Genomic DNA, 19706 nt, shown 5'->3' on the forward strand with positions numbered 1-19706 from the left:
TGACAATCAGGTCACTCTGATCCATGATGCCTGCCTCACCCAGAATTGGGAGACCTGCCGATGATCAACACCCGATCAGTGGACGTCCGCGGCGGCGTCGGCCGGCGACCGCAGCCAGGCGCGGGCGGCGGCGCACAGGGCGGCTACCCCCACGTCGAGGGTGGGTGTCGGCAGCGGAGCGAATTCCGGTGAATGGTTGGCCGGCAGTGACAGCACCCGTTCCCGTAGTTCGTCCAGAGTGGACGCTCCGGCGAACGCCGAGGGATCCGCGCCACCCAGCAGCCAGTACACCAGCGGGGCACCCGAGGCCGTGGCGAAGACGCCGACGTCTTCGCTGCCGGTCACCGGCCCGCCGTCGACGACCCTGGCGGCGACCGCGGCCAGCGCGGGCCGGACCCGTTCGGCCGCAGCCGGATCGTTGACCACCGCCGGGAAACTCGTCTCCACCCGGACTTCCGGAGCCGTCGGTGCATCGGCGGCGCAGGCTTCCGCCTCGGCGATGCGTTTCACCGCAGCCAAAGTCCGGCGCCGGACTGCGGCGTCGTAGGTCCGGACGCTGAGCAGCAGCTCGGCCGCGTCCGGGATGACGTTGGCGACGGTGCCCGCGTGCACGGCACCAACGGTCACCACGACCGCGTCGCTCGCGGCGGTTTCCCGCGAGACGATCGCCTGCAGCCGGTTGATGACGTTGGCGGCCATCACCACCGGGTCGACGGCGGCTTCAGGACGTGAGCCGTGGCCACCGCGGCCGTGCAGGGTGATCCGGATCGTGTCGGACGCGGCGAACGCGGGTCCCGGTCGGAGCGAGACGGTACCGGCCGGCAACGGAGCGACGTGCTGTCCCAAAACCACGTCCGGACGGCCGAACCGTTCGAAGAGCCCGTCGGCGACCACCGCTTCGGCGCCGCCACCGACCTCCTCCGCGGGCTGGAACACCGCCAGCACGGTCCCCGACCACGACGACCGGTCCGCCGCCAGCGCCCGCGCGGCCCCGACCAGGCAGGTGACGTGCACGTCGTGCCCGCAGGCGTGAGCCACCGGCACGCCGTCGACGACGACCTCGCTGGCGTAGGGCAGCCCGGTCTTCTCCCGCACCGGAAGGGCGTCCATGTCCGCGCGCAGCAACACGGTGGGCCCGGGCCCGTTGCGGAGCACTCCGACTACACCTGTCCCACCGAAACCGGTGGCGGTGTCGAACCCGGCGGCGCGCACCTCCCGCTCGACCACCGACGAAGTCCGATGTTCGGCGAAACCGAGTTCCGGGTTGCGGTGCAGATCGCGATAGAGCTCGACGAGGTCCATGACCGGCATCGTGCCCGCAGAACTTTTGCTCCGCAGGGAAATCCGGTCGCCTCGGGACGGCGGCCCGGGACGCGGGCGCAGGCCGAACGGCCCCGCTCACACCTTGGCGTGAACTCGGCCGCCAGGGCATTGCCCCGGGCACAGTGGATCTTGACGATGGCGGAGGACCGCGTGGCCACCCGCCGCCCGGCACATCACCGACGGAGAGGGACATCCGGCTCATGAGTGTGCTGATCGCCATCACCTACCCCGACCGGTCGCGAGCGTCGTCTTGCCAGCGCGTCGGCGGCGCGGCCCGGATCGCCGTCCCGGTAGCCCGGCAGTGGGTCCTGGCCCAGCCAGGGCGCGTTGCGGTCCTCGGCGAGCAAGTCGGCGATGTGGCACAGCCGCCAGGCCAGCGTGGTGAACTGCCGTGCGTCGCCGGGGTCGGCCGGACCGTCCGAACGCCACTCGCCGTGCGGCATCGGACGCAAGGTGCGGCAGTCCGGCACCGGCTCCCAGAGGTACTCGGCGTCGGTGAGGTCGGCCATCCGGCCGCGGAAGCGTTGCCAGGCGAAGCCGGACAGCTCGATCAGGTCGTCGCGAGACGAGGTCATGGCCGGGATGGTAGCCCGGGTCGCCGGCGGCAGTTGCGTGTCAGGTTGTGGAAGCCGACCTGCGCCAGCCCGAGTGTCGCTTGCGCACTGGCGCGGATCCACGTGTCGAGCGAGCCGATCCCCGACTCCCGCGCGGCCAGGTACTGGTCCGGGGTGTAGGCGATCGCCCCGATCTGGTCGCGCAGCGCGTCGCCAGCTGCGTCAGTTCGAGCAGTTCCTCCACCCGCAGCCCCGGTGTGGCACAGTGTCTCGATCGCGGCCCACGCCCAGAACTCCCGCCGCAGAGCCGAGGGGCGGCTGACCCGCCACGTGGCAGACGCGGCACCTACCGCCAGGTGGCCGGCCGCTGCTCGTGCAACTTAACTCCGAGTTTGTCGATCTCCTGGGCGAAGGTGCTGCCTTCCGGTGGGACGCCGGTCAGTGACCAGGCCACCGAGTTGCCGCCGTATCCGTCGATCTGCGCATCGGCCAGGACACGCCCGACCATGGCCGACAGCTGGTGGTTTTGCCCTCCACGTCATGGCAGTGCTCGCGGAAGGTGGCCCCCATCTCCGGGGTCCGCTCCTGCCGCGGAAAATGCGGCTCGTCGGCCAGCTTTTCGGTCATGTAGTCCTCGTCCAGTACGATGCGGTGCAGCTCGGTGGATTTGTCGGTCGGATGCGACCGCGTTTCTCCGCGACAACCGACCGCACTCTGTTCGGCGGGGAGACCTATGTTCGTAAGGTCCGGCCGCACCCGATCCCCGGCTCACGGGGCCCGCACACTGCGTCGGTCCTCGATTCCTGCTGCTGTCTTTGGCTGTAGCGAAGACGTAGACCCAAGTGGCGCCGTTGCTGGCTGTTGCGGGATCTCCACGTTGCCATTCGGTGGACCACCAACGAGCAGATGATCCACCGAGAGAACGTGTTCCAGATCTGCGTGCGGATCGATCATGGCGTTGGTGACCGAATGTCCTGTAATGCCGAAGTGCGGACACGCCTTCGGCCGTCAGGACGAAGCTGATTTCGGCAGACCGCCTGCGACGCGTGGGATAACCCGATCACAACTTCTCGCGGCCGGCGATTTGAGAACCCGCACAGCTCGAGTTCCAGCCGAGCTCCGACCCGGCCGCCTGTGGTTTACCGCTTCCGGCGGTAAAATGCAGCGACGATCGGAACGGCCAAGATCCCCAGCGACAACACCACGAGGATCGCGATGCCCAAGATGTCGCCGCTGGGCAGCAAGGGCCGGATCAGGAACCGGTAAACAACCAGCCAGATCGCCAAGACCACCGCTTGCGCCAGAAAACCACGCCAGTGGGGCCTTCTCCGTACGACCACAGCCAAATCACTCCCCCCTCGGACTGCGGTAAGCATCTCACAAATCCAACTCACGACGATGGTTCTCATGCCGACCAGCGCGTTGACACGGGAACCCCAACACCTCCCCGTCGAGGCGTGAATTTCCCGGACCCGGCCCGGCTCGAACGGGCAGCCACCCCCACCATGCGGCGGGGCAGGACGCACCCTTGCAGACCGGGCTCGAACCGGAGTACTTTCGATACGAAACAGTAGCGTAGCTTAAGTGAGGTAGGCGATGGGTACGTCGGAGATCAGCGGCACGACTCGGCCCTCAGCGACGGGACGGCCACGGGATTCCCGCCGTGACCTGGCCATTCTCGACGCGACACTCGTGCTGCTGACCAAGGTGGGATACGAGCAGCTCTCGATCGAGGCGGTGGCTGGGCGTTCCGGGGCGGCCAAGACGACGATCTACCGCCGGTACCCCGACAAGGCCGCGCTTGTCGCCGCCGCAGTCGAGCACCGCGCGCCCGCCGAGCCCCCACAGCTTGCGGGAGTGGATCTCCGGGAGGACGTCCACTCGCTCGCGGCATGGCTCGCCCGGAGCATCTCCGAACAGGACGTAGGCCTGCTCGGGGCAGTCTTCACCGGCATGCGCAACAACACGCGGCTCGCCCAGGCGATGCGGCGGATTCTGCAGCGGGACCAGACCGCGATGACGGACGGACTCGAGCAGCTGGCACCCGGGGTGGCAACGCTCTTCGCCGAGGTCGCTCCGGCGCTGATCGTGCATCGCGTCGTGGTTGTAGGCGAGCCGTGTGACGCCGCCTTCGTCGAGCATCTCGTCGACGACGTCCTCCTACCACTCCTGCGCCGCACCTGAGCGTCCTCTCACGCCGATCCGAACCAACTCGCAAACCTGGGAGACACGATGAAAGCAGTGCGCTACGACCGTTTTTCGGGCATCGACGGGATTTACCTCGCGGACGTTCCCGAGCCCGCGGCCGGCCCGGGCGAAGTCGTCGTGCGGGTCGAGGCCGGTGCGCTCAACCCCGGGGCGCTGCCGGCGCTGCACGGCAGTGCGTACACGCCGGGCCGCGATCTCGCCGGTGACGTCGTAGCGGTCGGCGCCGACGTGCCCGGTTTCGCCGTCGGGGACGCGGTGCTGGGCAGGCTCCAGAGCTGGGACGCGCACGCTCCGTTCGTCGCCATCCCCGCAGACCAGCTGGTCGGGAAGCCACGAGCCCTCTCCTGGGACGTCGCTGGTTCGCTCTACACCACCCCGATGGCCGGCCTCGGCGCCATCCGGGCGGTCGAACCCCGGCCGGGCGAGACCATCGTGATCTCGGGCGCGTCGGGCGGCGTCGGATTCACCGCTGCCCAGCTCGCACTCCGTGCCGGAGCGAGGGTGATCGGCCTGACCAGCGACGCACATTTCCACCTGCTCCGGCACCACGGCATCGAGCCTGTCCGATACGGCGACGGCGAACAGGAACAGATCCTCGCCACGACCGACCGAGCCGATGCCTTCATCGACACCGTCGGTGGCAGCTACCTCGACCTCGCCCTCAGCCTCGGCGTTCGGGAAGACCGCATCAACACCGTCGTCGACTATCGCGGAGCGAAAGAGAAAGGCGTCAAGTCTCTTGGGACGACAGATGCCGGCGGTCTTCCGGCGCTGGCCGGACTGGCCGCCCTCGCCGCGACCGGTGACCTGCACATCCCCATCGCCGCAACATTCCCACTGACCGCCGTGCGCGACGCCTACCAGGCTTTGGCCGACCGCACGACCCACGGGCGCATCGTGCTGCACCCCCAAGATCTCGCCTGAGCCACCCCCGTCCAACGTCCGATCATGCCGATGAGCGGCCGTCCGAGTTCCGCATCTGCCCGCACGACCAGGCTTGGCGACGGAGTGCCTACGAGCCAGTAGACCTGCAAGAACGTAGCAATGACCGCATAGCGACACCGGGGTCGATACACGGATAGCGACAGTCGCCGCCCATCAACACCGCACCAGCGAGCAGCAAGCGGGCGTCGCCGCGTACGGCCTGGCCTTACTGGCGCTCGCGCGTGAGGCGGAGGTTTGTCCGGCCGACCCGGCACGACTCGTACTCGACGCCGGCTGCAGGCGGCATCTTCGCCGGGTGCGCGGTCGAGCCCGGCGCGTACCGGCTCTCGCGCCGCGCGGCCAGCGAGGCGGTCGTCGGCAGTCCCCTGGCAGGAGGAAAAGCAACCCTCGCCGCGGTCATCCGAAACCAGGCCGGTCATCGCCGGGATCTGCTCCTCCGCTCGAAGTCAACACCTTCGGCAGACGACGAACAGATTGCCCGCGGTGCCTAGTGTGCGGGGGAATTGCCCCAGTCGGCTTTTCCGACGATTCGAGGTGGAGGTTCGTGATGAAGTTCTTGCGTTCGGCGCTTTCCGCCCTTGCTGCGGTGGCAGCCCTTGTTGCGGTTGCCGTTCCGGCGTCCGCCGCGGCGGGATCCGATTCCCCCGCGCTTGCACGGCAGCTCGCCGCGCAGGGTGGGAAGGCCAGCTCGGACGGACGGTGGATGCGCATGCCGGGCGGGGTCGACGTGTCTCTGTCGACGATGTCGCTCGGTGACTGCCCGAGCGGCTGGGTGTGCCTGTGGAAGGACGGGGGGTACAGCGGGCGGATGCTGAAGTGGAGTGACGGCGGGACCCGAGTTGCACACTTGAGCGACTACGGATTCAACGACCAGATGTCGTCCTGGGCAAACCGCGGTTCGCACCTGGCGCGCTGGTGGACCGACGCCGACTACAACGGCACTCACCACGACATGGCCGCAGGCAGCTCCCAGGCCCATGGTGGCGACGACGTCGCCAGCTCCTTTGCGATCTACTGACGGGTCAGCGGGGAGCGGCCGCTGCGCCGCTCCCCGTGGCCGTGCTCGGACGCACACCCAGCGGGTCGGGAATGCTCACCAGGGTGGCACCGACCTCGGTCAGGACGTGGCGGACACCGCGCCCGACTCGGACGCTGCGGATCAGTCCCGCGTTGCGGAGCACCGTGAGGTGCTCGCTGACCGACGACGGCGCCAGTGCGGTGCGCTCGGCCAGGTGGGCCGAAGAGCCCGGCCATTCCAGCGCGGTCAGCAACCGAGCGCGTGCTCGGCCCAGCAGCCCGGTGAGCGGATCGGCCGACGTCGACAGGTTCGGCGCCTGGACCGATGAGAGCGGGTACACCAGCACCGGCCGGACCCCGGGCTCCACCAGCGCGGCCGGTTGCTCCCGGCAGAAATAGGACGGGACGAGGGTGATCCCGCGGCCTCCCAAGTCCAGTTCGCAATGGGGAGCACGCACGTGCAGGGCAGGTGGCCGCCAGCGCAGGTGAGCGGCAGGGAAGGTGCGAAAGAGGCCCGCCGGTCCACCGGCCTGCAGAGCACGCCGGCGCGCGGCCGCGTCAGCCCGCGCGGCGGCGACGATACCGGCTCCCAGCGGACGGATCAGTGCCGTGTAGTACTCGGCCAGCGAACCCGCCAAATAGCGGCGAGCCGCCGGTGTGCCATCGCACAGGTCGTGGCGCAGCCTGCTGGACACTCCCGGCGTCCTACGAAATTGCGCACGCATCATCTCGCGCGGCGTCGTCGCGACTGATCTGATCCCATGCCCCACGGAATGCGTTTCCGTCACCGGAGTCAGGAAATCGGGAAAGTATTCCGCTTCCGGGCACAGAAGCCCCAGCTGGGCAGCGGCCTCGCTCAATCGGTCGTCCGACTTCCGTTGCTGATCGGCAAACCGCCGCCAGTGCCCGAAATCGTCAGGTACGTGCTGCCGGTGCAGGACGTGCAGACTCAGCGCCATCTCCCACAGCGGGTCCGGCTTGCTGGCCACGCTAATTTTGACCAGGTCGGCAGACGAAAATCGGATGATCATGACGCCCCCCTACGGCAACCGTCATAATAGCGGCGATACCGAGGCGGATCAACGGAGTAACAAATGCGCAGGACTGAAGCCCCTTGCCGATCTTCGCCACATGGCGGGCCGGTCGGGCGATGCCTCCCGATCCGCCTTCTCCGGGCAACCGGCGGCCTATGCCGGGGAACGCCCTGGCACCTACTACTGCCACCCCAAAACCGCTCCAGCTCCGCCGCGGCTTGACAACCACATAGGAGAACTCCCGACTGGATCGGGCGTCGAGCCAGGCTCCGCCCTATCGTTCGGGACGGGAACGGGGCATCCTCTTCTGCCGCCAACCTGTCGTTCCGGGCCCCGCCAGCACCCGGAGAAGCTGATCCCGCGGTTCCTCGGCCTGCTGCTGACCGGACAGCAGGTGACCGTCCACGGCCGCGGCCGGCACATCCGCAACTGGCTGCACGTCCAGGACAACTGCCGCGCCATCGAGCAGGTCCTGCGCGCCGGCGTCCCGGGCGAGACCTACAACATCGGCGGCGGCACCGACCTGACGACCATCGAGCTGACCAAGCTGCTGCTGCAGGCCACCGGCCGCGGCGCCGACGCGATCAGCTACGTCCCGGATCGGCCGGCCAACGACATCCGCTACAGCATGAGCTGGGACAAGCTCGCCGCCCTCGGCTTCGCCCCCACCCGCGAGCTGGAAGCCGGGCTGGCCGAGACGGTCGCCTGGTACCGCCGGCACCCCGAACGCCTGGCAGCCACCGCTGCGGCCGCGCTGGACGGGGTGCCCGCGTGAGCATCGTGACCAGCCCGAGCGGACCCGGCGCCAACGCCCACCCGTTCCTGCACGGCACCGAGCTCGCCGCCATCGGCCGGGTCCTGGAGACCGGCCAGTACGGGCACGGACCAGAGAACCGGGTCGGCTAGGTGAGCCCTTCGACAGCGCGCATCATCTTCACCGACATGACGCTGGAGCGGCAGCGATTGTGGAGGCATGTCACCTCTACACCGCCGACAGGACCGGCCGCCCGAAGCAGGTCCACGGGCACAGCCAGGGCTTCAGCGATGGTACCGAGGTACTCCGTCGTCAGCGGTAGAAGACCTTTTTCGACCTCCGAGACGAAGCCCTGCGAGACCCCGGCCGCGTGGGCCAGATCAAGCTGAGCCCAACGCCGGGCTTCGCGCACTGTGCGTACCATGCGCGCAATCGCTGCCGTATCGCTCATCGGACCTCACCCTCAGCAGCCCCCGCCAACGGAAGCGACGCCCTGTAGTCACGGCAGCATCTTCCGGGAAGTCAAGCGGGCACCCGGCGGCGTCACCCGAAGAGGTGCCTCCATCCAGAGCAGTCAGGCCTCCTGCGTCTGGTCGCGGCTATGATTCTGCGCATGGCGTCACCACTTTGGGGATCACTCCCGCGTATCGTCGAGAAAGCAACCGCTTAGTAGGCTCGCGGGCACGTGCCCGCTTTCTCAACGACGAGGAGGTCCCCCGTGACCGATTCCCCTTCCCGTGTCGCCGTGGTCACCGGTGCCGGCCGCGGCATCGGCGCCGCCGTCGCGGCGCGGCTGGCCGCCGACGGGTTCGCCGTCGGCCTGCTGGACCTGGACGAGGCCGGCGTCAAGCAGGGCGCCGAGGCGATCATCGCCGCCGGGGGCAAGGCCGTCGGCGTCCCGCTGGACGTCAGTGACGCCGAGCAGGTCGAGTCGGCCGTCGCCCGGGTCGCCGACGAGCTCGGCCCGCCGGTCGTGCTGGTCAACAACGCCGGCATCACCCGCGACAACCTGATCTTCAAGATGACCGAGCAGGACTGGGACTCCGTGCTCGGCGTGCACCTCAAGGGCTCGTTCCTGATGACCCGCGCGGTGCAGAAGCACATGACCGAGCAGAAGTGGGGCCGGATCGTCAACCTGTCCAGCACCTCGGCGCTCGGCAACCGCGGGCAGGTCAACTACTCCGCGGCCAAGGCCGGCATGCAGGGCTTCACCAAGACCCTCGCGATCGAGCTGGGCAAGTTCAACGTCACCGCGAACGCCATCGCGCCGGGCTTCATCGCCACCGACATGACGGCGGCGACGGCCGAGCGGATCGGCATGTCGTTCGAGGACTTCAAGGCGGCGGCCGCGTCGCAGATCCCGGTGCAGCGCGTCGGCACGCCCGACGACATCGCCCACCTGACCTCGTTCCTGGTCAGCGAGGGCGCCGGGTTCGTCTCGGGTCAGGTCATCTACGTCGCCGGCGGACCGAAGGACTGAGGCCGATGCGCGAATTCGAGAACCTCGACGCCTTCGCCGCGGCGGTCGGCGAGCACCTCGGCTACAGCGAGTGGCACACGATCACCCAGGACCGGGTGAACAAGTTCGCCGACGCCACCGACGACCACCAGTGGATCCACGTCGACGAGGCGATGGCGGCCGCGGGCCCGTTCGGCGGCACCATCGCCCACGGCTTCCTGACGCTTTCGCTGCTCTCGGCGTTCGGCCCGAAGATCTACAAGGTCAACGGGATCCGGATGGGCATCAACTACGGCCTCAACAAGGTCCGCTTCCCGCAGCCGGTGAAGGTCGGCTCGAAGGTGCGCGCCGGGGCCGAGCTCGTCGAGATCACCGACATCGAGGGCGGCAAGCAGGCGGTCTCGAAGTGGACGGTCGAGATCGACGGCGAGGCCAAGCCCGCGTGCGTGGCCGAATGGGTCACCCGATTCCTCGCGTGACCCGTAGCTTTCACGTGAAAGCTACGCTTTGCGCTGCAAAGCGGCGCTTTCACGTGAAAGCGCCGCATCGAGGGGCCCCTGTACGACATACCGACTAGTCGGTATGCTCCCCGGACGAAGCTTGAGGAGGCTGGATGAACCCGCCAGGACTCGACCTCGGCCGGCTGCGCGCCCACCTGGACGCGCAGCGGCCCGGGATGGTCGCCGGGGAGCTGACCGCGGACGTCGTCGAGGGCGGCCGGTCGAACCTCACCTATGTGGTCGGCGACGGCCGGTCGCGCTGGGTGGTGCGCCGCCCGCCGCTCGGGCACGTGCTGCCCACCGCGCACGACATGACGCGCGAGTTCCGGGTGATCTCGGGCCTGCGCGACACCGCCGTCCCGGTGCCCGAAGCGCTGCTGCTGTGTGAAGACGCCGACGTCGTCGGCGCGCAGTTCTACGTCATGAGCTTCGTCGACGGCACGCCCTACCGGACCGCGGACCAGCTCGCGCGGCTCGGCGCGCAGCGCACCCGGGCCATCGCCGACGCGCTGGTCGACACGCTCGTCGACCTGCACGCCGTCGACCCGGCCGCCGTCGGGCTGGGCGACTTCGGCCGGCCGGAGGGCTTCCTGGAGCGGCAGCTGCGGCGCTGGAAGAAGCAGCTCGACGGCTCCCGCAGCCGCGACCTGGACGGCATCGAGGAGCTGCACGACCGGCTCGCCGCGGCGGTGCCCGTCTCGGGGCAGCCGTCGATCATCCACGGCGACTACCGCCTGGACAACGTCCTCGTCGACGGCGACGACAAGATCTCCGCGGTCCTCGACTGGGAGATGTCGACGCTGGGCGACCCGCTGACCGACCTCGCGCTGCTGGTGGCCTACGCCGAGCGCGACAAGGTGTCGCTGCAGTTCGTCTCGAACGCCAGCTCGGCCCCGGGCTACCCGACCACCGACCAGGTCATCGCGCGCTACGCCGAGCGCTCGGGGCGCGACGTCTCGCAGCTCGGCTGGTACGTCAGCTTCGCGTTCTTCAAGCTGGCCGTGATCCTGGAAGGCATCTACTACCGCTACACGCAGGGCAAGACGGTCGGCGCGGGCTTCGAGGGCGTCGGGGCCGGCGTCCCGCTGCTCATCACGCACGGCAACGAGATTCTCAAAGAGGAGAAGTAAATGGACTTCGCGTTCGACGAGAAGACCGAGGAGCTGCGCGGGAAGCTCCTCGAGTTCATGGACTCGCACATCTACCCCGCCGAGCCGGTGTTCGAGCAGCAGCTCGCCGAACGCGACGACCCGTGGGCGATCCCGCCGGTCATGGACGAGCTCAAGGCCGAGGCCCGCAAGCGCGGCCTGTGGAACTTCTTCCTCCCCGGCGAGCACGGCGCGGGCCTGACGAACCTGCAGTACGCGCCGCTGGCCGAGATCACCGGCCGCAGCATCCGGCTGGCGCCGACCGCGGTCAACTGCGCCGCGCCCGACACCGGGAACATGGAAGTGCTCTCCATGTTCGGCAGCGACGAGCAGCAGAAGCAGTGGCTGGACCCGTTGCTGAACGGCGAGATCCGCTCCGCCTTCGCGATGACCGAGCCGGACGTCGCCTCCTCCGACGCCCGCAACATCGAGACCAGCATCCGCCGAGACGGCGACGAGTACGTGATCAACGGCCGCAAGTGGTACATCTCCGGCGCGATGAACCCCGCGTGCAAGATCTTCATCGTGATGGGCAAGACCGACCCGGACGGTCCGCCGCACAAGCAGCAGAGCATGATTCTCGTCCCCCGCGACACGCCGGGCCTGACGGTCAAGCGCGGCATGCACGTCTTCGGCTACGACGACAGCGACCACGGCGGCCACGCCGAGGTGCTGTTCGAGAACGTCCGCGTGCCGGTCGAGAACCTGGTCGCCGGTGAGGGTGACGGCTTCGCCATCGCCCAGGCGCGGCTGGGCCCGGGCCGGATCCACCACTGCATGCGGGCCATCGGCATGGCCGAACGGGCGCTTGAACTCATGTGCCGCCGCGCGATCTCGCGCGAGGCGTTCGGCAAGCCGATCGCGCAGCAGGGTGTCGTTCAGGACTGGATCGCCGAGTCGCGGGTGCGCATCGAGCAGCAGCGGCTGCTGGTGCTCAAGACCGCGTGGCTGATGGACACCGTCGGCAACCAGGGCGCGCACACCGAGATCCAGGCGATCAAGATCTCGACCCCGTCCGCGGTCGAGTGGATCCTCGACAAGGCCGTGCAGGTGCACGGCGCGGGCGGCGTCAGCCAGGACTTCCCGCTCGCCGCGATGTGGGCGGGCAACCGCACGCTGCGCCTGGCCGACGGGCCGGACGAGGTCCACAAGCGGTCCCTGGCCCGCCGTGAACTGAAGAAGTACCTCTCGGAGGGCGCGAAGTGACTGTCACCGCCGAAGACCTTTCGCGCCAGGCGCGCGAGTTCCTGGCCGCGCACGACCCGGCCACGACCGACCGCATGGACTTCCTGCGCGCCCGGTTCGACGCCGGGCTCGCCTGGATCCACTTCCCCGCCGGGCTCGGCGGGCAGGACGCGCCGCGCGCCCTGCAGTCCGCTGTGGACAGTGTGTTCACCGAAGCCGGCGCGCCGGACAACGACCCGCGCCGGATCGGCATCGGCCTCGGCATGGCCGCCCCGACCATCCTCGCCTTCGGCACCCCGGAGCAGCGCGAGCGCTTCCTGCGTCCACTGTGGACCGGTGACGAGGTGTGGTGCCAGCTGTTCAGCGAACCGGGCGCCGGCTCCGACCTCGCCGCGCTGGGCACCCGCGCCGTGCGCGACGGCGACGACTGGGTCGTCACCGGCCAGAAGGTGTGGACGTCGGGCGCGCACGAGTCGCAGTGGGCGATCCTGGTCACCCGCACCGACCCGGACGTCCCGAAGCACCAGGGCATGACGTACTTCCTGTGCGACATGACCGCACCCGGCGTCGAGGTCCGGCCGCTGCGCCAGATCACCGGCGAGGCCGAGTTCAACGAGGTCTTCCTGACCGAGGTCCGGATCCCGGACACGCAGCGGCTCGGCGCCGTCGGCGAGGGCTGGAAGGTCGCGCAGACGACGTTGATGAACGAGCGCGTCGCGATCGGCGGGCACGTCCTGCCGCGCGAAGGCGGGCTGATCGGGATCGTCGCCAAGACGTGGCGCGAACGTCCCGAACTGCGCACGCCGGAGCTGCGGGACCGGCTGGTGCAGCGCTGGGTCGAGGCGGAGACGTTGCGGCTGGCGGGAACGCGCCTGCGTCAGCAGCTCACCGCGGGCGCGCCCGGTCCGGAGGGGTCGGCCATGAAGGTCGCGTTCTCGGAGCTGAACCAGGCGCTGACCGGCCTGGAGGTCGAGCTGCTCGGCGAAGAGGGCCTGGCCTACGACGACTGGTCGTTCCGGCGCCCGGCGATCGTCGACTTCCTCGGCCGCGAGGCCGGCTACCGCTACCTGCGCGCGAAGGGGAACTCCATCGAGGGCGGCACCTCGGAGGTCCTGCGCAACATCATCGCCGAGCGCGTGCTGGGTCTCCCGTCGGAGCCGCGCGTCGACAAGGACGTCGCCTGGAAGGACCTCCCCCGATGACCGACCTGCTCTATTCCGACGTCGAGGAAGACCTCCGGGCTTCGGTCCGCGACCTGCTTTCCGCCAAGGCCGACGCTGCGGCGCTGCTGGCCCGCGTCGAGACGGGCGAGGGCTACGACCTGAAGCTGTGGCGCACGCTGGCCGACGAGGTCGGCGTGGCCGGGCTGGCGGTGCCCGAGGACCTCGGCGGGCACGGCGCGTCGGCCCGCGAAGTGGCCGTCGTGGCCGAGGAGCTGGGCCGCAGCGTGGCGCCGGTGCCGTTCCTCGGCAGTGTGGTCCTGGCGACGACGGCGCTGGTCCGGGCGTCCGCCGGTGACTTCGTCCGCCGGCTCGCGTCCGGCTCGGCGATCGGCGCGCTGGCCGTGCCGCTGTCGACGGCGCCCGGCGCGGGTTTCCCGTCGTCGGTGACGGCGTCCGAGTCCGGCGCGTTGAGCGGCCGGGTCGGCACGGTCGCCGACGCGTCGGTGGCGGACCTGCTGGTCGTCCCGGCCGCGGGCCCGGAGGGCCCGGCGCTGTACGTGGTCTCGGCGGCCGACGCGACGGTGACGGAGCTGGTGTCGTTCGACCTCACGCGCCGGGTGGCCGACGTGGTGCTCGATAACGCGCCGGCAGTGCTCGTGGCCTCGGGCCCGGACGCGGCCGCGGCCCTGGAGGACGCGCTGCTGTTCGGGGCGGGAATCCTGGCGTCGGAGCAGACGGGCGTCGCCGAGTGGGCGCTCACGGAGACGGTGCGGTACCTGAAGGGCCGGTACCAGTTCGGCCGCCCGGTCGGCGGGTTCCAGTCCCTCAAGCACCGGCTGGCGAACCTGTACACGGACCTGGTGCTCGCCCGGGCGGCCGCCCGCAACGCGGCGGACGCTTTGGCCTCGGGTACGGACGTCCCGATCGCGGTGGCGGTGGCGCAGGCCCGCAACGCGCCGATCGCGGTTCACGCGACGGAGGAGGCGATCCAGCTCCACGGCGGCATCGGGATGACGTGGGAGCACCCGGCGCACCTGTATTTGAAGCGGGCGAAGGCGGACGAGCTGGCGCTGGGGACGCCGGGCAAACACCGGGCCCGGCTGGCAGACCTGGTCAACCTGCCCGCTTAGCCCTGGCAACCAGCGCCCCAATGTGGCCTTCGGTGCGTTCAACGCACCGAAGGCCACATTGGGGCGCTCGGTCAGGTGGACAGCAGGCGGCGGACGGCGGCCAGGGCTGGTGCCGCTCCGGCCGCTGCCAGGAGATTCTCCGCCTCGCGCCAGCATTCCCGGGCCGCCTGCGGACTCCTCGCACGAGCCCGGCCCAGCGTGAGCAACGCCTGCGCCTCACCCAGACGATGCCCCGCTTCCCCGAACCCGACGACCGCCGCGGCCGCCAACGTCTCCGCCTCCTCCGACTGCCCAGCCGCCAGTGCCGCTTCGGCCAGACTCGTGCGGGCCTGCTCGGCCAGCAGCCGGAACCCTCCCTCTTCCGCAGCGCGCAGCGCGGTCTCCGCGTCGGCCGCCGTGCCGTCCGCAGTGGACATCCCGATCAGCGTTGTCAGCTCACCACGGAGATAGCAGATCTTCTCCGCCAGCGCATGCGCCCGGCCGTAGTCCGCCCGCGCTGCGGCCGCGTCGCCCGCCTGGCGGTGGAGGTCGCCGTGCGCGCAGAGTGCGTCCACCTCGAACCGCTGGTTGCCCGCCTCGCGCGCCACGGTCACCGCGAGCCGCACCGCCGGCCACGCCCGCGCGACGTCGCCCGATACCCGGTGGACCGCCGCCAGCCGGACCAGTGCGTCGGCCTCGTCGTCGCGGGAACCGAGCTCCCGCAACGCGTCCAGGGCTTCGGTCAGCACCACGAGCGCGCGGGACAGGTCGCCGGTGACGCGGTAGCCGTACCCGAGGTTGCACCGCGCGATCGCCGCCGCGTGGGGTGAGCCGAGCTCGTGGCACAGCTCCAGCGCCTGCTCGTTGTGCCGGATGCCCTCGGCGAGCCTGCCGTGTTCGATGAGCACGGCGCCCAGGTTGATCAGCCCGTTCGCGGCCCGGATCGTCGTGCCGTGCCGCCGGGCGCCGGCCAGCGCCGCCGTGAAGTGCTCGATCGCGCGGTCGAGCCGGCCCAGGTCGAGGTGCACCACGCCGAGCGCGTGCAACACCGAGTCGGCGCCGTCGCGGGCGCCGGCGACCCGGTAGGACTCCTGGGCGGCCTCCAGCTCGACCAGCGCCGCCGGGTAGTCGCCGCGGCTCCACGCCAGCGCGCCCAGGCTGTGCCGCATCGCGCCCGCCGCATGCTCGTTCCCGGCCCGCCGCGCCGCGGTCAGCCCCGCGGTCGCGGCCGCCTGCCACTCCGCGTCGAGCCGGTGGGAGTGGAAGAACCCGCGCAGCAGGTCCGCCGCCCGCCAGGCGAACGGCCCGGTCGCCTGCCGGATCGCCGCCAGCAGGTTCGCGTGCTCGGCCAGCAGCCAGCGGCGGGCTTCGGCCGGTTCGACGGCTTCGGCGGCGCCGGGCGGGCCGGACAGCCGCTGCAGGTCCGGGTAGAGCGCGGCCGCCGCCCGGGCCCCGGTGCGCAGGTAGTGCTCGAGGAGCCGGTCGAGGGCCGCCGCCCGGTCGGCCTCCGCGAGGTCGTCGCCGGCACGGGCGACGGCGTACCCGCGCAGCAGGTCGTGCAGCCCGAACCGGTCGTCACCCCGGGACTGCACCAGGTGGCTCGTGGCCAGCTCCCGCAGCAGCGAGCCGGCCCGGACCTCGTCGGCGCCGGCCAGCGCCGCCGCGCTCGGCACGTCGAAGTCGGCGCCGGGCACCAGCCCGAGCAGGCGGAAGAACCCCGCCGCGGCCGGGGAAACGGCGTCGAACGAGAGGTCGAAGGCCCGGCGCACGCCCCACTGCTCGGCGCCGGGCACCGCGAGCCGGGTCACCAGGTCGGGCCCGGCCAGCTCGGCGAGGTACCCGCGCACCGACCGGTCCGGCCAGAGCGCCAGGTTCGCCGCGACGATCCGCAGCGCCAGGGGCAGCCCGGCGCACAGCCGCACGAGCTCGCGCGCCGCGTCCTCTTCCGCATGCACCCGGTCCGCGCCGACGACCGCGGCCAGCAGCGCCAGCGAGTCGTCCGGGGGCAGCTCGGCCAGCTCGACGCGCCGGGTGTCCACCGTGGCGGTGAGGCCGCCGAGCCGGTCGCGGCTGGTGATCAGCACCGCGCAGCCGGGACTGCCGGGCAGCAGCGCGCGGACCTGCTCCGGCCCGGCCACGTTGTCCAGCACGATCAGCACCCGCCGGTCGGCCAGCACGGACCGGTACAGCGCCGCGGCGTCCGCGGCCTCGGCGGGGACCTGGCCCGGCCGGACGCCGAGCGCGTGCGAAAACCGGGTCAGCACCTCGACGTCGGACAGCGCCGGGACCGTCGAACTGCCCTGGAGGTCGACGAAGAGCTGGCCGTCCGGGAAGTGCCGGGCCGCCCGGTGCGCCCAGTGCACGGCGGCCGTCGTCTTGCCGACGCCGGCCGGTCCGACGAGCAGCGCGATCGGCGGGTGCGTGGCGGCCGGCCGGTCCGGGCCCAGCACGGCGTCCAAAGTGGACAGCAAGGCGGCTCGCCCGGCCAACGCCCCGACGTCCGGCGGGAGCTGGCGCGGCCGGAACCGCGGCCGCGCGGCGGCCGGCGCACCGGCCAGCACCGCCTGGTGGGCGTTGCGCAGCCGCTCGCCGGGGCCGATCCCCAGTTCGTCGGCGAACCTCCGGTGCACCCGGCGGTACACCTCGAGCGCGTCGGCGCGGCGCCCCGAGCCGTGCAGCGCTTCGAGGTACAACGCCCAGAACGCCTCTTGCCAGGGGTGCTCGCCGGTCAGCCGGCCCAGCTCGGCGGTGACCTCGGTGTGCCGGCCGAGCTCCAGGCTCACCTCGAAGAAGCGTTCCTGAGCCGACAGCCGCTCTTCGGCGGGCCCGGCGTCGACGCGGCTCAGGATGTCCGCCGGGAGGTCGGCGAGCAGCGGGCCGCGCCAGCAGGCGAGAGCCTCGGCGAGCAGCGCGCGCTCGGCCTCGGGCGTGGCCTCCGCGCGGGCGTCGGCCAGCAGCCGGCGGAAGCGCAGCAGGTCGTGGCCCTCGGGCCGGGCGTGCAGCAGGTACCCGGTCGGCCCGGTCTCGACGACGCCGTCGCCGAGCAGCCGCCGGAGCCGGACGGTGTGCACCTGGATGCTCTTGCGGGCGGTTTCCGGCGGATCCCCGCCCCAGAGCAGGTCGATGAGCCGGTCGAACGACACGGTCGTGTTCGCCCGCAGCGCCAGCACGGCGAGCAGCGCCCGCACCTTCGGCCCGTTGACCGGCACGGGCACGCCGTCCCGCCGGACCCGCAACGGTCCGAGCACCCCGAACTCGAGCACCTCTCCGCACCCCCCGCTGACCGGGCAAACCGGTCATTCCCGGTCGTGAGGGTAGCGGGAAACGATCAGCCGGGCGGAACGGGCCGCACCACCGGCGGGGCGAGCAGCGAGCCGAACACGGGCTCGGGGTCGACGACCAGCAGGCCACGGTCGTCGAGCGCGTCCGAGCAGGCGACGACCCGGGCGCTCACCCGGTTGACGAACCGCGAGCCGACACACGCGGCGCTGCCGAAGCCGTAGGGCAGGTAGCGGGACTTGTACCCCTCGGGCGGCGAGTCCCACCGCTGCGGGCGGTACTCCCCCGGCTCCGCCCAGAAGCCCGGGTCGCGGTGCAGCAGGTAGGTGCACAGGTAGAGCCGGTCACCCGGGACCAGGTCGACGCCGCCCAGCTCGGCCGGCTCGGTGACGGTGCGGGCGAGCTGCCAGGCGACCGGCCACAGCCGCAGCGCCTCGCGGACGCGGTGGTCGGCGGCCGCCGCGCTCTCCCGCGGCCGCAGGACGGTGCCCGCCGGCGTGCCGGGGCGCCAGCCGCGGTCGAGCAGGACGGTCCAGACGGCCACCAGGGACGCGGCCCGGCAGACCGCGCCGACCAGGCCGTGCAGGGCGAGCGCGACGTCGTCCGACGCGCCGAGCGTCGCCCGGAGCGCCTCGGGGACCGCGGCGCTGTTGCCCGCCGCCCAGCGGTGCAGGGCGGCGTCGGCCCGGCTGTGCGCGAGGCGGCCACGCAGCCGCCGCAGTGTCGAGCCGGCCCGGTCGAGCCCGTCGGACGCGGCCAGCGCGTCACGCAACGCCTGGTGCTTGAGGCCGGGGAAGAGCTGGTCGCCGAACAACCGCAGGTAGCTGCCGGCGAGCGCGCCGGGCCACGGGTCCCGCGCGGCCGCCAGTTCGGTCCGGATCGTGTCGTCGGGCACGGCCTGCCAGGCCCGGTCCAGCTCCCGCCCCAGCGCGGCGTTGACCGGACGGCTCCGGTCGGACCCGGGCACCCAGTCGGCGACGGCGCCGAAGGTCGCGGCCTTCGCCTCGAACGGGCGGGTGGTCGAGGCCAGCGCGGCGCGGACGAGCTCGTCCCCGGACACGAGGTACTTCCCCGGTCCGAACGGCCGGATCGGCAGCGGGTCGGCCGCCCAGCCGGCGAGCGTCGGCAGCGGGTCGGCGAGGGTGGCGGAGGTGCGCACGGAAGTCTCCCCGGACGGGCCGTGCCCGCGGCGGGAGCCGCCGCGGGCACGGGGGTGATCAGTAGATTTCGTAGTAGATGACCCAGGTGTTGCCGAGCCGGCGGTTGCGCACGCTGCGCACCACGGAGCGGGTGAAGAAGCGGATCGTCGTCATGGCTGTTCTCCTCTTTCCCAGTGGGTGTTCACTACCAGCGGAGGCCGATGTTCGACGGGCCCGCGGGCCCGGAAACGACGGCTTCCAGTTCGCCGGCCGGAACGCCGCGGCAGACCCACGACTGCGGGCCGCTTTCGGCGGCGAAACCGGTCCGGCAGACCACGCCGCGCGGGCCGCGGACGACCCATTCGGCGGGTCCGCTCCCGTGCACGTCCGCGTCGACCGACAGGGTCCCGCCCGGGAACCAGACCGGCGGCGTGCTGCAGGCGCTGTCGGGACAGGTGCGCGAAATGCCCCCTTGTTCGGCCGCCGCCGCGGCGGGCGCGACGACGGCGAGCGCGCTCGCCGAGATGGCCCCCGCGACCAGGACGCGCTTGACTGTGCTGTGCACTGGATTCCCCTTTCCCCCAGGTGTGCCCGAGGGGCGGCACTGCGCGTTCCCAGCCCGGCAGTGCGCGTCGCGACCGCAACGCGGAACATGGTTCCCCCGAAGCCCCCCGATGCCAGACGGCCGCCGTCCACGGGCGCACCCCCGCGCCGTGGCCCCCAGCTTGCACGGCCGACCGTCTGACGGGGTCGATCCTGCCGGGTGGCGGCTAAAGCCGGGTAAAACCTGGTGGGCGAGGTGGCCGCGCTGAGCTCGCTCCGGCCAGCACGCGACCCTGGCCGCTTGGCGAGCAGCTCCTCAGCCAGCCCGGCGGCCGCGCGCAGCCGC

At 71.4% G+C, this 19706-nt stretch carries 20 protein-coding genes; 11 read left to right on the top strand and 9 right to left on the bottom strand.

Annotation, left to right across the window (positions count from 1 at the left end):
• Positions 1-75: 75 nt before the first annotated feature.
• The 4 genes from ACZ63E_RS05040 to ACZ63E_RS05055 all read right to left on the bottom strand — a co-directional run bounded on the left by ACZ63E_RS05040 (position 76) and on the right by ACZ63E_RS05055 (position 3163).
• A complete protein-coding gene (locus tag ACZ63E_RS05040) occupies positions 76-1302 on the bottom strand; it encodes an amidohydrolase (protein WP_465334421.1) in 1227 nt (408 codons plus the stop codon).
• A gap of 194 nt (positions 1303-1496) precedes the next feature.
• Positions 1497-1898: a DinB family protein gene (locus ACZ63E_RS05045; protein WP_465334423.1), complete on the bottom strand. Its 402-nt coding sequence runs from the start codon at positions 1896-1898 to the stop codon at positions 1497-1499.
• 325 nt (positions 1899-2223) lie between these two features.
• Positions 2224-2385, bottom strand: a complete 162-nt coding sequence (locus tag ACZ63E_RS05050; RefSeq protein WP_465334425.1) for a hypothetical protein — start codon at positions 2383-2385, stop codon at positions 2224-2226.
• Positions 2386-3016: 631 nt separating this feature from the next.
• The gene (locus ACZ63E_RS05055) at positions 3017-3163 is read right to left on the bottom strand and encodes a hypothetical protein (RefSeq protein ID WP_465334427.1); all 147 of its coding nucleotides are present in this window, start codon (positions 3161-3163) and stop codon (positions 3017-3019) included.
• A gap of 310 nt (positions 3164-3473) precedes the next feature.
• On the opposite strand from ACZ63E_RS05055, the gene ACZ63E_RS05060 reads away from it, so the two are divergent.
• The 3 genes from ACZ63E_RS05060 (at position 3474) to ACZ63E_RS05070 (ending at position 6048) form a co-directional block, all read left to right on the top strand.
• Positions 3474-4061, top strand: a complete 588-nt coding sequence (locus ACZ63E_RS05060) for a TetR/AcrR family transcriptional regulator (RefSeq protein WP_465334429.1) — start codon at positions 3474-3476, stop codon at positions 4059-4061.
• Positions 4062-4109: 48 nt separating this feature from the next.
• On the top strand, positions 4110-5009 hold the full coding sequence (locus ACZ63E_RS05065; RefSeq protein WP_465334431.1) for an NADP-dependent oxidoreductase: 900 nt from the start codon (positions 4110-4112) through the stop codon (positions 5007-5009).
• 568 nt (positions 5010-5577) lie between these two features.
• Positions 5578-6048: a peptidase inhibitor family I36 protein gene (locus ACZ63E_RS05070; protein WP_465335493.1), complete on the top strand. Its 471-nt coding sequence runs from the start codon at positions 5578-5580 to the stop codon at positions 6046-6048.
• A gap of 4 nt (positions 6049-6052) precedes the next feature.
• Here ACZ63E_RS05070 and ACZ63E_RS05075 read toward each other — a convergent pair whose 3' ends face one another.
• Positions 6053-7078, bottom strand: coding sequence for an ArsR/SmtB family transcription factor (locus ACZ63E_RS05075; protein ID WP_465334433.1), 1026 nt, complete (start codon positions 7076-7078; stop codon positions 6053-6055).
• A gap of 100 nt (positions 7079-7178) precedes the next feature.
• On the opposite strand from ACZ63E_RS05075, the gene ACZ63E_RS05080 reads away from it, so the two are divergent.
• Positions 7179-7856 carry an NAD-dependent epimerase/dehydratase family protein gene (locus tag ACZ63E_RS05080; RefSeq protein WP_465335494.1) on the top strand — a complete coding sequence of 226 codons (678 nt, stop codon included), beginning with the start codon at positions 7179-7181 and terminating at the stop codon, positions 7854-7856.
• Positions 7853-7987: a hypothetical protein gene (locus ACZ63E_RS05085; RefSeq protein ID WP_465334435.1), complete on the top strand. Its 135-nt coding sequence runs from the start codon at positions 7853-7855 to the stop codon at positions 7985-7987. The genes ACZ63E_RS05080 and ACZ63E_RS05085 overlap by 4 nt, the downstream gene beginning before the upstream one ends.
• Here the strand turns inward: ACZ63E_RS05085 and ACZ63E_RS05090 are convergent.
• A complete protein-coding gene (locus tag ACZ63E_RS05090; protein WP_465334437.1) occupies positions 7984-8286 on the bottom strand; it encodes a helix-turn-helix domain-containing protein in 303 nt (100 codons plus the stop codon). The genes ACZ63E_RS05085 and ACZ63E_RS05090 overlap by 4 nt on opposite strands.
• A 267-nt stretch (positions 8287-8553) precedes the next feature.
• Here ACZ63E_RS05090 and fabG point away from each other — a divergent pair, with 267 nt between their 5' ends.
• The 6 genes from fabG (at position 8554) to ACZ63E_RS05120 (ending at position 14420) form a co-directional block, all read left to right on the top strand.
• Entirely contained in the window at positions 8554-9315 is a 762-nt protein-coding gene (gene fabG / locus ACZ63E_RS05095) for a 3-oxoacyl-ACP reductase FabG (RefSeq protein WP_465312073.1), read from the top strand.
• A gap of 5 nt (positions 9316-9320) precedes the next feature.
• On the top strand, positions 9321-9773 hold the full coding sequence (locus ACZ63E_RS05100) for a MaoC family dehydratase (protein WP_465312074.1): 453 nt from the start codon (positions 9321-9323) through the stop codon (positions 9771-9773).
• Positions 9774-9907: 134 nt separating this feature from the next.
• Positions 9908-10924 (top strand): phosphotransferase family protein, encoded by a 1017-nt coding sequence (locus ACZ63E_RS05105; RefSeq protein WP_465334439.1) that lies wholly within the window; start codon positions 9908-9910, stop codon positions 10922-10924.
• Positions 10925-12148 carry an acyl-CoA dehydrogenase family protein gene (locus ACZ63E_RS05110; protein WP_465334441.1) on the top strand — a complete coding sequence of 408 codons (1224 nt, stop codon included), beginning with the start codon at positions 10925-10927 and terminating at the stop codon, positions 12146-12148. It begins immediately after the preceding gene.
• Positions 12145-13329: an acyl-CoA dehydrogenase family protein gene (locus ACZ63E_RS05115; protein ID WP_465334443.1), complete on the top strand. Its 1185-nt coding sequence runs from the start codon at positions 12145-12147 to the stop codon at positions 13327-13329. The genes ACZ63E_RS05110 and ACZ63E_RS05115 overlap by 4 nt, the downstream gene beginning before the upstream one ends.
• Positions 13326-14420, top strand: coding sequence for an acyl-CoA dehydrogenase family protein (locus ACZ63E_RS05120; protein WP_465334445.1), 1095 nt, complete (start codon positions 13326-13328; stop codon positions 14418-14420). The genes ACZ63E_RS05115 and ACZ63E_RS05120 overlap by 4 nt, the downstream gene beginning before the upstream one ends.
• 71 nt (positions 14421-14491) lie before the next feature.
• On the opposite strand, the gene ACZ63E_RS05125 is transcribed toward ACZ63E_RS05120, so the two are convergent.
• From ACZ63E_RS05125 to ACZ63E_RS05135, 3 genes are all read right to left on the bottom strand, one after another.
• On the bottom strand, positions 14492-17662 hold the full coding sequence (locus ACZ63E_RS05125; protein ID WP_465334446.1) for an AfsR/SARP family transcriptional regulator: 3171 nt from the start codon (positions 17660-17662) through the stop codon (positions 14492-14494).
• A gap of 65 nt (positions 17663-17727) precedes the next feature.
• A complete protein-coding gene (locus ACZ63E_RS05130) occupies positions 17728-18837 on the bottom strand; it encodes a cytochrome P450 (RefSeq protein WP_465334448.1) in 1110 nt (369 codons plus the stop codon).
• Positions 18838-19022: 185 nt separating this feature from the next.
• The gene (locus ACZ63E_RS05135) at positions 19023-19382 is read right to left on the bottom strand and encodes a hypothetical protein (RefSeq protein ID WP_465334450.1); all 360 of its coding nucleotides are present in this window, start codon (positions 19380-19382) and stop codon (positions 19023-19025) included.
• Between the last annotated feature and the right edge of the window lie 324 nt (positions 19383-19706).

Source organism: Amycolatopsis sp. NPDC104819, assembly GCF_055583145.1.